This is a genomic window from Paracoccus sediminis (genome assembly GCF_900188295.1).
GTDB classification, from domain to species: Bacteria; Pseudomonadota; Alphaproteobacteria; order Rhodobacterales; family Rhodobacteraceae; genus Paracoccus; species Paracoccus sediminis.
The window spans coordinates 181697-193251 of record NZ_FZNM01000003.1 but is presented as its reverse complement, the minus strand read 5'-3'; the positions used below and the strand labels follow the sequence as shown (position 1 = coordinate 193251).

General features: G+C 67.0%; 14 protein-coding genes. 12 read left to right on the top strand and 2 right to left on the bottom strand.

The features are described 5' to 3' along the window. Positions 1 to 85: 85 nt before the first annotated feature. From CHB77_RS06375 to recO, 12 genes are all read left to right on the top strand, one after another. The gene (locus CHB77_RS06375) at positions 86 to 1942 is read left to right on the top strand and encodes a tetratricopeptide repeat protein (RefSeq protein WP_242626549.1); all 1857 of its coding nucleotides are present in this window, start codon (positions 86 to 88) and stop codon (positions 1940 to 1942) included. 9 nt (positions 1943 to 1951) lie between these two features. Beyond that, complete coding sequence (locus CHB77_RS06370) at positions 1952 to 2767, top strand: 4-(cytidine 5'-diphospho)-2-C-methyl-D-erythritol kinase (RefSeq protein WP_165456223.1); 816 nt, start codon at positions 1952 to 1954, stop codon at positions 2765 to 2767. A gap of 30 nt (positions 2768 to 2797) precedes the next feature. After that, positions 2798 to 3535: a pyridoxine 5'-phosphate synthase gene (locus CHB77_RS06365; protein WP_089387346.1), complete on the top strand. Its 738-nt coding sequence runs from the start codon at positions 2798 to 2800 to the stop codon at positions 3533 to 3535. Further along, positions 3532 to 3960 (top strand): hypothetical protein, encoded by a 429-nt coding sequence (locus tag CHB77_RS06360; RefSeq protein ID WP_089387345.1) that lies wholly within the window; start codon positions 3532 to 3534, stop codon positions 3958 to 3960. Before CHB77_RS06365 ends, CHB77_RS06360 begins: the two co-directional genes overlap by 4 nt. Further along, on the top strand, positions 3957 to 4367 hold the full coding sequence (acpS, locus tag CHB77_RS06355) for a holo-ACP synthase (RefSeq protein ID WP_089387344.1): 411 nt from the start codon (positions 3957 to 3959) through the stop codon (positions 4365 to 4367). The genes CHB77_RS06360 and acpS overlap by 4 nt, the downstream gene beginning before the upstream one ends. A 74-nt stretch (positions 4368 to 4441) precedes the next feature. After that, entirely contained in the window at positions 4442 to 5236 is a 795-nt protein-coding gene (gene lepB / locus CHB77_RS06350; protein WP_089387343.1) for a signal peptidase I, read from the top strand. Further along, positions 5233 to 5922 (top strand): ribonuclease III, encoded by a 690-nt coding sequence (gene rnc, locus CHB77_RS06345; protein WP_089387342.1) that lies wholly within the window; start codon positions 5233 to 5235, stop codon positions 5920 to 5922. Before lepB ends, rnc begins: the two co-directional genes overlap by 4 nt. Next, positions 5919 to 6839, top strand: coding sequence for a GTPase Era (gene era, locus CHB77_RS06340; protein ID WP_089387341.1), 921 nt, complete (start codon positions 5919 to 5921; stop codon positions 6837 to 6839). Before rnc ends, era begins: the two co-directional genes overlap by 4 nt. Continuing rightward, positions 6832 to 7167 carry a DUF1491 family protein gene (locus CHB77_RS06335; RefSeq protein ID WP_089387340.1) on the top strand — a complete coding sequence of 112 codons (336 nt, stop codon included), beginning with the start codon at positions 6832 to 6834 and terminating at the stop codon, positions 7165 to 7167. The genes era and CHB77_RS06335 overlap by 8 nt, the downstream gene beginning before the upstream one ends. A gap of 41 nt (positions 7168 to 7208) precedes the next feature. Then, positions 7209 to 8123, top strand: a complete 915-nt coding sequence (gene rarD, locus CHB77_RS06330; protein WP_089387603.1) for an EamA family transporter RarD — start codon at positions 7209 to 7211, stop codon at positions 8121 to 8123. Between the two features lie 48 nt (positions 8124 to 8171). Then, the gene (locus CHB77_RS06325) at positions 8172 to 8609 is read left to right on the top strand and encodes a VOC family protein (RefSeq protein WP_089387339.1); all 438 of its coding nucleotides are present in this window, start codon (positions 8172 to 8174) and stop codon (positions 8607 to 8609) included. Continuing rightward, complete coding sequence (recO, locus tag CHB77_RS06320; RefSeq protein ID WP_089387338.1) at positions 8609 to 9343, top strand: DNA repair protein RecO; 735 nt, start codon at positions 8609 to 8611, stop codon at positions 9341 to 9343. Before CHB77_RS06325 ends, recO begins: the two co-directional genes overlap by 1 nt. Here recO and CHB77_RS06315 read toward each other — a convergent pair. Together CHB77_RS06315 and CHB77_RS06310 are read right to left on the bottom strand one after the other, a co-directional pair. Then, positions 9337 to 9807 carry an META domain-containing protein gene (locus tag CHB77_RS06315; protein WP_089387337.1) on the bottom strand — a complete coding sequence of 157 codons (471 nt, stop codon included), beginning with the start codon at positions 9805 to 9807 and terminating at the stop codon, positions 9337 to 9339. The two genes, recO and CHB77_RS06315, sit on opposite strands and share 7 nt — an antisense overlap. 79 nt (positions 9808 to 9886) lie before the next feature. Further along, positions 9887 to 11485 carry an acyl-CoA dehydrogenase family protein gene (locus CHB77_RS06310; RefSeq protein ID WP_089387602.1) on the bottom strand — a complete coding sequence of 533 codons (1599 nt, stop codon included), beginning with the start codon at positions 11483 to 11485 and terminating at the stop codon, positions 9887 to 9889. Positions 11486 to 11555: the final 70 nt, after the last annotated feature.

The window sequence follows — 11555 nt, the reverse complement described above, 5'->3', positions numbered from 1 at the left end:
GGACGTGCGGGGCAGGGCGTTGCCCCGCTTCCGGCCCCGCGCTAGGGTCTTGTGCAACGATTTCGTGATCTGAGGGATCGACCCCTTGAGCCTGACCCGACCCAATCCTGCCCTGATCGCCGCCGTTCTGGCGGCGCTGTCGCTGCCTGCCGCTGCGCAGAACCGCCCCGAACCGCGTCCCCAGGACGAGGCGCCCGCCGCCGCCCCTGCCGCCGCCCCTGCCGTTGCCCTGGGTACTGCGCCCGAAGCAAAGGCCCCGGCGGAACCCGCGCCGCTGACATTCGGGCTTGCAGGGCCATTCCTGGCCGCGCGCATGGCGACGGTCGAGAATGACTTTCTGGCCGCCGCGCGCTTTTTCGTCCAGGCCGTTGCCCATGATCCCGAGGACCGGTTCTTGCAGGACAGCGCCCTGGTGGCCCTGGTGTCGGCCGGTGAAATCGACCGGGCCGCGGACCTGGCCAAGCGCATCGGATCCGACGGGGAACCCACGGAACTGTCGCGTCTGATCGATCGCGCCGAACGGGTCCATGAGGGCGACTGGGCGGGACTGCTGGCCGAGGTGGGCACCCCCACCGATGCGGAATCCCAGGCCGATCTGCTGGCGGGAATGCTGCGGGGCTGGGGTCTTCTGGGCGCGGGCAAGGCCAAGGACGCTTTGGCCGAATTCGAACGCCTGGCCCGGTTGGACGGTGTGGCGCCCATGGTCAACTATCACCTTGCCCTGGCCCGCGCCCTGGTCGGCGATTACGAAGGGGCCGAATCGCTGCTGGCCGACGAAACCACAGGCGCGCACATCCTGGGCTTTGCGGCCCGCGCGCAGATCCTGGTCCAACTGGAACGCCGTGACGAGGCGACTGCCATGATCGAGGCGATCCCCGGCGTCGAGGCCGAGCCGCAGTTGCTTGCGCTGCGCGACCGCATCGCCTCGGGGCAGCCGGTGCCTTTCGATGTGGTCAAAACGCCCGCCGACGGAATCGCGCAGGTGTTTCTGACCTTTGCATCCGCCCTGGCTTCCAGCCCCGATCCCGAACCCCTGTCGCTGATCCACGCGCGTCTGGCCGCATGGCTGTCGCCCGAAACCGCCGAGGCGCGGCTGATGGTGGCCCAGATCCTTCAGGAACGGCAGCAGTTCGATCTGGCGGAACCCGAATTCGACGCGCTTCGGCGCATGGGCCAGATGCGTCCGGCGGCCGAACTGGTGCGCATCGACACCCTGTCGCGCGCCGACCGGATCGAGGAAGCGGGCAAGGCCGCCCTGTCGCTGACCGCCGCCTATCCCGACCTGCCCCAAGCCTGGATCGCGCTTGGCGACCTGCTGCGGCAGCAGGAAAAATTCGCCCAGGCCGTTCCCGCCTATGACAAGGCCTTGGCTTTGCTGGAGGATGCCCCGGCCGACGCCCGCTGGTTTCCGCTGTATGCCCGCGGCATCGCCCTGGAACGGTCGCAGCAATTCGACCGGGCCGAGGCCGATTTTCTGGCCGCCATCGAGATTCGTCCGAACCAGGCCAGCTTGCTGAACTATCTGGGTTACAGCTGGATCGACCGGAACGAGAATCTGGACCATGCCCTCGGCCTGATCCAGAAGGCCGTCGAACTGTCGCCCGACGACGGCTATATCCTTGATTCGCTGGCTTGGGCCTATTACCGCCTTGGCCGCTTCGACGAGGCCGTGGCGCCCATGGAGGCCGCGATCCTGACCATGTCCCAGGATCCGCTGGTCAACGATCATCTTGGCGACATCTACTGGAAGGTCGGACGCCAGCGCGAGGCCGAAATCCAGTGGCAGCGCGTCCTGTCGCTGAAACCGACCGAAACCGACGACGTGGATCCCGACCGGATCCGCGCCAAGCTGGATCGCGGCCTTGATGCCGTCCTGGCCGAGGAATCGGCCGCCGGGACGGCGGACACCCCTGCGCCCGTGCCGCAGGCCGCCAACAACTAGGCAATGTCCATCACCGAGACCGCGCCAGCCAAGCTGAACCTTGCGCTGCACGTCACAGGACGGCGTGACGACGGATATCACCTGCTGGATTCCCTGGTGGCGTTCACCGTGCTGGGGGATCGGGTCAGGCTGGAACCCGGCCCGTTGGCGCTGCGGATCGACGGACCGTTCGCGGCGGACCTGTCCACGGATGGCAACCTGTGCCTGCGCGCCGCGCGGCTGGCGGGGGCCGATGCCGCGATCACCCTGACCAAGTCCCTGCCCGTGGCATCCGGCATCGGCGGCGGATCGGCGGACGCGGCGGCGGTCTTGCGCGGGCTGGCGCGGATGGGTCATGCGCTGCCTGCCAGACCGGAACGGCTGGGGTCGGACGTGCCGGTCTGCCTGTCATCGGCCCCCGCCCGGATGCAGGGTGCGGGCGAGATCCTGACCCCTCTGCCGCCCTTGCCGGGGCTTTCCGTGGTGCTGGCAAACCCCGGAATCGCCTTGTCCACGCCACAGGTCTTTGCCGCCCTGGACCGGCGCGACAATCCCGGCCTGCCCGCCATTCCGTGCTTCACGGGCCTTGCCGATCTGGCAACCTGGCTGGCGGGCACGCGCAACGATCTGGAACCCGCCGCGCTGACTCTTGCGCCGGTCATCGGGCAGGTGCTGGACGGTCTTCGCACGACCGGCGCCGCCTTTGCCCGCATGTCGGGTTCGGGGGCGACCTGTTTCGGTCTTTACGCCACGGCAGACACCGCCCGGATCGCCGCCAATGCGTTGAAACAGCATGGCTGGTGGGCGGTCGCGACGGAACTGGCACCGCCCCTCATGCCCCGCTAGAGTGCCTGCGAAACGGTTTTTGGGGGAACCATGCTGCGTCTTGGCGTCAACATCGATCACGTTGCAACCATCCGCAATGCGCGCGGCACGCCCTGGCCCGATCCCCTGCGCGCCGCCCGCCTGGCCGAGGCCGCAGGCGCCGACGGCATCACCGCCCATCTGCGCGAAGACCGCCGCCACATCAGCGACGCCGACATCGACGCGCTGATGGCGAACCTGACATTGCCCCTGAACCTGGAAATGGCGGCCACAGTGGAAATGCAGGCCATTGCCCTGCGCCACCGCCCCCATGCCGTCTGCATCGTTCCCGAAAAGCGCGAGGAGCGCACGACCGAGGGCGGTCTGGACGTGGCGGGCAACGAGTCGATGCTGGCCGATTACATCGCCCCGCTGCGCAACGCGGGTTGTCGCGTGTCGCTGTTCATCGGCCATGACCCTGCGCAGATCGAGGCCGCAGCCCGCATCGGCGCGGCGGTGGTGGAGCTGCACACCGGCGCCTATTGCGATTTCGACACCGAGGGCCGCCACGCCGAACGCGACGCCGAACTGGCGGGCCTGACCCAAGGCGCGGCCCTGGCCGACAGCCTGGGGCTGGAGGTTCACGCGGGCCACGGCCTGACCTTCGATACGGTCGGTCCGATTGCCGCGATCCCGCAGGTCAGGGAACTGAACATCGGCCATTTCCTGATCGCCGAATCGGTTTTTACGGGCCTGGGCAAGGCGATCCGGGAAATGCGCCGCTGCATGGACAGGGCGCGGCAGGGATGAGTTTCACGCTTATCGACGCCACGACGCTGAACGCCCGGCAAAAGGAACTGCACAACTTTCACAAGATCGCCGCCCGATTGGCGGATTACGGCTTTCATTCGATGTGGCTGAGCGATGACTGGCAGGGCGCCGATTTCCTGGCCTGCCACATCGACGGAGCGACCGTGCTGCGGGTGCAGCTCAAGTCGCGGCTGGTGATCGACAAGAAATATCTCGGCAAAGGGCTGCACATTGCGTTCCGCCTGGGCGAGCGAGTGTTTGTTTATCCGCATGACGAACTTGTCGAATGGGTGCGCGCGAGAAAGCTTGTCGACGAAACGGCGACAAGCTGGCACGTGAACGGCATTTGGCATTGGCCCGCTCTGCCCAAATGGGCTTCTGCTTTCCTTGAGCCTTCTTACGAACTTGGGACATCCGCCGCATGATCCTGGGCATCGGCACCGACCTTGCCAACATCGACCGCATCGCGGGGACGCTGGACCGCTTTGGCGACCGCTTCCGCCATCGCGTCTTTACGCCCGTCGAACTGGCCAAGGCCGCGCGCCGCAAGGACGAGGCCGGGACGCTGGCCAAACGCTGGGCCGCGAAGGAGGCCTGTTCCAAGGCGCTGGGCACCGGGCTGGCCATGGGGATCAGCTGGCGCGACATGGCGGTCAGCAACCTGCGGTCGGGCCGGCCGGTGATGGAACTGACCGGCTGGGCCGCCGACCGGCTGGCCACGATGACGCCGCCCGGCCATCACGCCATCGTTCACGTCACCTTGACCGACGATCACCCCTGGGCGCAGGCTTTCGTGGTGATCGAGGCCCGGCCGGATGCCCCGCAACCTTGACTTTGCCCCCCGGCGGTGGCCTAGAACGCGGCAATGCGGCCAATCGCCCGCGCTTGATGACGAAGGACGACACCATGGCCGACAGCACGGCGGGCAAGAAAAAGGAAGGCATCTGGGAAACGGTCAAGACCGTGTTCTGGGCACTGGTGATCGCGGGGATCTTCCGCACCCTGTTCTTCCAGCCCTTCTGGATCCCGTCCGGGTCGATGAAGGACACGCTGCTGATCGGCGATTTCCTGTTCGTCAACAAGATGGCCTACGGCTATTCCCAGTATTCCTGCCCCTTCGCGATGTGCCCCATCAGCGGACGGATCCTGGGATCGGAACCCGAACGCGGCGACGTGGTGGTGTTCCGCCATCCCACGCGGGGCGTCGATTTCATCAAGCGCTTGATCGGCCTGCCGGGCGATACCGTGCAGATGCGCGGCGGCCGGTTGTGGATCAACGGCGAGGAGGTGCCCATCGCCCCCGCCGGCGATTTCGTGGAAATCAAGGAACAGCAGGGACCGCAGGGCCTGATCCCGCGCTGCGTCAACGACCCGGTCCCCGAGGGCGGCGAATGCGTCAGCCAGCGGTTCACCGAGACCCTGCCGAACGGACGCAGCCATGACATCCTGAACATCCAGGACGGCGCCTATGCCGACGATACCCCGGCCTTCACGGTGCCCGAGGGGCAGTATTTCTTCATGGGCGACAACCGCGACAATTCCGAGGATTCGCGGTTCCCGCAGGAAATCGGCGGCTTGGGCTTCGTGCCCGCGCAGTACCTGATCGGACGGGCCGACCGCATCATGTTCTCGTCCGCCGGACGGTCCCTTCTGTTTTTCTGGACGTGGCGGGCCGACCGTTTCTTCAAGGCGGTGGAGTGAAACCGGGCGCCGACATCCGCGCCTTCATGGCCCGGCTGGGGCACGAGTTTGCGCGCCCCGACCTGCTGGTTCGCGCGCTGACCCACGGATCCATCGCGACGGTCACGCGGCCCGACAACCAGCGTTTGGAATTCCTGGGCGACCGGGTGCTGGGGCTTGTCATGGCCGAAGCGCTGTTCGACGCGGACCAGACCGCGAGCGAGGGCCAGCTTGCCCCCCGCTACAATGCCCTGGTCCGGGGCGAGACCTGCGCGGCCATCGCCCGCGACATCGGCCTGGGCGACGTTCTGAAGCTGGGCCGGTCCGAGATGATGTCGGGCGGCCGCCGCAAGGAGGCCGTTCTGGCCGATGCGATGGAGGCCGTTCTGGCCGCCGTTTATCTGGATGCGGGGTTCGACGCCGCCCGCCGGACGGTCCTGCGCCTGTGGTCCGACCGGCTGGCCACGCTGGACGACGATCCCCGCGACGCCAAGACCGCCTTGCAGGAATGGGCGCAGGCCAACGGGATGCCGCCGCCCGCCTACATCCAGACCGAACGCAGCGGCCCCGACCACGCCCCGGTCTTTCTCATCACCGCGCAGCTTGCCGACGGCCAGCAGGCCCAGGCCAGGGGTGCGGGCACCAAACGCAGCATCGAACAGGCGGCGGCCCAGGCCCTGCTGGACCGGCTGGAGGGCCGCGCATGACCGAAGATACCCCCGCCCGCGCCGGTTTCGTGGCCCTGATCGGCGAACCCAATGCCGGAAAATCCACCCTGCTGAACCAGATGGTCGGCGCCAAGGTCAGCATCGTCACCCACAAGGTGCAGACGACCCGTGCCCGCATCCGGGGCATCGCCATCCACGAAGCGGCGCAGATCGTCTTTGTCGATACGCCCGGCATCTTTCGCCCGCGCCGCCGTCTGGACCGGTCCATGGTCGCCGCCGCCTGGGGGGGCGCGTCGGATGCCGACATCATCCTGCTGCTGATCGAGGCGCATCGCGGCCTGACCGACGGCGCCAAGGCGATCATCCAATCGCTGAAGGGGCTGGACGGCAAGACTCCGGTGGCCCTGGTCATCAACAAGATCGACCGGGTCAAGGCCGAGACGCTGCTGGCGCTGTCGGCCGAACTGAACGCGGCCCATCCCTTCGCCAGCACCTTCATGATCTCGGCCGAAAAGGGCTATGGCTGCGACCAGTTGCGCGACTGGCTGGCCGGAACGCTGCCCCAAGGCCCGTGGCTTTATCCCGAAGACCAGATCGCCGACCTGCCGATGCGCATGATCGCGGCGGACATCACCCGCGAAAAGCTGACCCTGCGCCTGCACGAGGAAATTCCCTATCAGCTGACGGTGGAAACCGAGGCGTGGGAGGAACGCAAGGACGGGTCCGCCAAGGTGGACCAGATCGTCTATGTCTCGCGCCCCGGCCACAAGGGCATCGTGCTGGGCAAGGGCGGCGAGACGATCAAGGCCGTGGGGCAGGCCGCCCGCGCCGAACTGGAGGAATTCATGGGCCGCCGCGTCCATTTGTTCCTGCAAGTCAAGGTCCGCGAAAACTGGCTGGACGAGGCCGAGCGATACACCGAAATCGGCCTTGATTTCCGCGACGGCGATGCCTGAACCCCGGCTTGCGACCGCCGTCTGGGTCGCGGCCTATCGCGCCCGTCTGGGGCTGGCGAACATCCCGGCCTATGTGACGTCGCGCGGCGACGACACCGCCGGCGCCGTGCTGGTGAAATGCGCGCATCTGGACGGATCCGCCGCCGTGTACGGACGCGAATGGGATTTCAACAGCGACAGCCGTCCCTGGCAGGTGCTGGCCCAGGGACCGGAACCCGAGGTGGACCAGGCCATCGTCCGGCAGCGAGGCTTCGACCCCGACCTGTGGGTGATCGAGATCGAGAGCCGCGACGGGCGCACGCTGCTGGACGAACCGGGCCTGGCGTGATCCATCTGGCGCGCGCCCGGTTTGCCGCCTATGGACATCGCATGAACGCCCCGACGACCCTCTCCGGTGATTCCCCGCGCGGCCTGATGCTGGCCGTCGCCACCTATGTGATCTGGGGGTTTCTGCCGCTGTTCATGAAGCAGCTGGCCCATGTCCCCCCGTCCGAGGTGATCGCCCACCGGGTGCTCTGGTCGCTGCCCATCGCGCTTGCCGTGCTGCTGTGGCAAGGCCGCTGGGCCGACGTGGGCGCCGCGCTGCGCCGTCCGCGTCTGCTGGCCATGGCCATTGTGACGGCGGCGCTGATTTCCGTGAACTGGATGATCTATGTCTGGGCGGTGGGCAACAACCATGCCCTAGACGCGGCGCTTGGCTATTACATCAATCCGCTGTTCAGCGTGGCCCTGGGCGCGACGCTGCTGCATGAACGGCTGAGCCGGGCGCAGGTCGCGGCCATCGTCCTGGCAGCCCTGGCCGTGGTGGTGCTGACCGTGCAGCTGGGCCGGTTGCCGATGGTGGCGATCGGGCTGACGCTGACGTGGGGCATCTATGCCCTGTGCAAGAAAAGCCTGCCGCTGGGACCGACCCAGGGCTTTACGCTGGAGGTGCTGATCCTGACGCCCTTCGCGCTGGCCTTCGTGATCTGGCTGTCGGCCACCGGGCAGTCGCATTTCGCGGCGGGCAACGCGTGGGATACCATCCTGTTGATCGGCTGCGGTCCGGTCACGGCGATCCCGCTGATCTGCTATGCGATGGCGGCCAAGCAGTTGCGCCTGACCACCATCGGCATTTTGCAGTATATCGCCCCCACGATGATCTTCGTGACCGCCGTGCTGATCTTTGGCGAACCTTTCGGCGCGGCCCAGATGATCGCCTTTCCGATGATATGGGCGGGGGTCATCATCTATTCCCTGTCGCTGCTGCGCACCACCGGCGCCCGCCGCCGCGCCGCCCAATAGCTTGGCAGCGTCGTGGCCCCGTGGCAATCTGCCCGGCAGGAGGATTCCATGTCCCTTCCACGCCAACGCATCACGCTTGTCACGCTGGGGGTCGCCGATCTGGACCGCGCGCGGCGGTTCTATGACGGCTGGGGCTGGTCCGCGCATTCCGCCTCGCAGCCGGGCGTGTTCTTCTATCAGATGAACGGCGCCGTGCTGGCCCTGTTCGGCCGTGCGGATCTGGCGGCCGATCAGGGGCGATCCTCTGCCACCCTGGGCACCGGGGCGGTCACGCTGGCGCAGAACTGCGCGGACGACGGGGAAACCGACGCGGTGTTCCGGGCCGCGGTCGCTGCCGGGGCAACGATCCTGAAACGGCCCGAAACGGCATTCTGGGGCGGCTATTCCGGCTATTTCGCCGATCCCGACGGACATGTCTGGGAAATCGCCACCAATCCGTTCTGGCCGCTTGCCGCCGACGGATCACTGACGCTGCCCGATCCCTGATGGAATGGCAGGCGGAAGGCACGGTGCTGGCCCGCCGCGCCCATGGAGAGACGGCGGTCATCCTGGACGTGCTGACCGACCTGCACGGGCGCCATTCCGGGCTGGTGCCGGGTGGCGCATCGCGGCGGCGCGCGGCGATGCTGCAACCCGGATCGCGGCTGGATCTGCGCTGGCGGGCGCGGCGGGACGATCAGCTGGGGACGTTTTCGGCCGAACCCATCCGTCTGAGATCGGGGCTGATGGCCGATCCGCTGGCCTTGGCCGGATTGAACGCGGTCTGTTCGCTGCTGGTCTTTGCGCTGCCCGAACGCGACCCGCATCCGGCCTTGGTCGCCGATACCGAACGGCTGCTGGATCTCATGGACATGGGGACGGATTGGGGGGCCGATTACCTGCGATGGGAAACCCGTCTGCTGGACGAAATGGGCTTCGGCCTGGATCTGTCCGCCTGCGCGGTGACGGGCGCACGAAGCGGGCTGGCCTATGTCAGCCCGAAATCGGGCCGGGCGGTCAGCCGCGAAGGGGCGGGGGAATGGGCCGGCCGGCTGTTGCCCCTGCCCGCCATCCTGGGCGGCGCGGGCGACAACCGTGCCCAGGATCTGATCGAAGGGCTGGCCATCACCGGCCATTTCCTGACATCCCGGATCGCCGCTGAACTGGTGGGCCGGCCTGTTCCGGCGGCCCGCCAGCGTCTTGTGGACCGGCTGACCCGCCGTCCGAAGACCGATTACTGACCGGCCCGCGCCTGATCGACCGCGCTGACCTGCGTCTGCGCCCCGGTGACGCCGCGTTCGAAGATCAGCCAGGTCTCCGGCGACTTCACCTTCAGCACGCCGCCGTAATATTCCATTTCGGTCGCCGCCTGCATGACCGAGAAAAAGCGGTTCTCGATCGTGGTGTTCTTGCCGCAGGGAACATTCGTCTGTTGCAACGGCGACAAGGCGACCAACGGCAGTTCGGCGTTGTTCCGGGCGCCATAGCCGTTGCAGGGTCCGCGGCCCGATATGGTGGTTTCCGCGATGGTCAGCGTCATGTTGCGCAAGGGCACCGTCGCGCCATCCATGCCTACCAACGCATAGTCGCCGCCGGGAATGAAGCCGCGATCGTTGGCAGGATCCACCGGCGGGGCGGTCGGTTCGCAGGCGGCAAGGGCAAGGGTTGCGGCGGTCAGCGCGCCGAATGTGCCAAGACGGGGCATGAAGGAAACTCCTGTGGGCGATCGTCGAATGGGAATGCGGCAAAACCGCTTTGGTTGCAGCACCCTAGACGAAAACCGCTCAGCCTAACAGTCGCCGGGCGATCACTTGCGCCTGAATTTCCGCCGCGCCTTCGAAAATATTCAGGATGCGTGCATCGGACAACACCCGGCTAATGGGGTATTCCAACGCGAAACCGTTGCCGCCGTGGATTTGCAGCGCGTTGTCCGCGCTGGCCCAGGCGACCCGCGCGGCCAGCAGTTTCGCCATCCCGGCCTCCAGGTCGCAGCGGTGGCCGTGATCCTTTTCCCAGGCGCTGAAATAGGTCAGTTGCCGGGCGATGGCGATTTCCACCGCCATCATCGCCAGCTTGTCGGCGACGCGCGGAAAGGCGATCAGGGGCTTGCCGAACTGCTTGCGGTCCAAGGCATATTGCAGTCCCAGTTCCAACGCGTTCTGCGCGACCCCGATGGCCCGCGCGGCGGTCTGGATGCGTGCCGATTCAAACGTCTGCATCAACTGCTTGAATCCCTGGCCGGTCACGCCACCCAGCAGGTTGTCGGCCTTGACCTGGAATCCGTCGAAGCCCAGCTCGTATTCCTTCATGCCGCGATAGCCCAGCACCTCGATCTCGCCGCCGGTCATGCCGGGGGTGGGAAAGGGGTCGGCATCGGTGCCCGGCGTCTTTTCGGCCAGGAACATCGACAGGCCCCGGTAATCGGTGGTGTCGGGATCGGTGCGGGCCAGCAGCGTCATCACATGGGTGCGCGCGGCATGGGTGATCCAGGTCTTGTTGCCGGTGACGGTCCAGGTATCGCCGTCCTTGACCGCGCGGGTGCGCAGGCTGCCCAGGTCGCTGCCGGTGTTGGGTTCGGTAAAGACCGCCGTGGGCAGGATTTCCCCGCTGGCAAGCCGGGGCAGCCAATGCGCCTTTTGGTCGTCGGTGCCGCCGGTCAGGATCAGTTCGGCCGCGATTTCGGACCGCGTGCCCAGGGATCCCACGCCGATATAGCCGCGCGACAGTTCCTCGCTGACCACCACCATCGCGGCCTTGGACAGGCCCAGGCCGCCGAATTCTTCGGGGATGGTCAGGCCGAAGACGCCCAGGTCGGCCAGTTCCGCGATGATCTGCATCGGGATCAGGTCGTCGCGCAGATGCCAGCCGTGGGCATGGGGGACCACCTTGTCGTCGGTCCAGCGGCGGAACTGGTCGCGGATCATGTCCAGATCCTCGTCCAGGCCCGTCGCGCCAAAGGTCGCGTTGCCTCTGGCATCCGCCATCAGCGCGGCCAGACGGGCACGGGCATCGGGCGTGTTGCCCGCCATCAGCGCGCGCGCGGCGTCGGAGGGCCGCCAGTCCACGCCAAGGTCCGACAGGCGCGCGAATTCGGTCTGGCTCATCGGGATGCCGCCCGCGATCTGGGACAGGTATTCGCCAAAGCCGATCCGTGCGATCAGCCCCTCGATCTCTCCTCCGACGCGGCCCGACCACGCGGCAAGCTGGCGCAGCGATTCGACATAGGTGGCCAGCCAGGACAGCGCGTGGGCCGCGTGCTGATGCGCCTCGAACGCATTGGTATCAACCTTGCCGTCCACGGAAACCCTTGCGCGCAGGGATTGCGTCGCCCGGATCTGGAGATCAGCCAGTTCAGACAGGACGGTTTCGGCGTGGTGCGGCATGTCCTTCATGGAGTCGACCCTTTTGCGGCGTTGCGGCATAGGTATCGTTTTCGCAATCGCAGCGCAACAA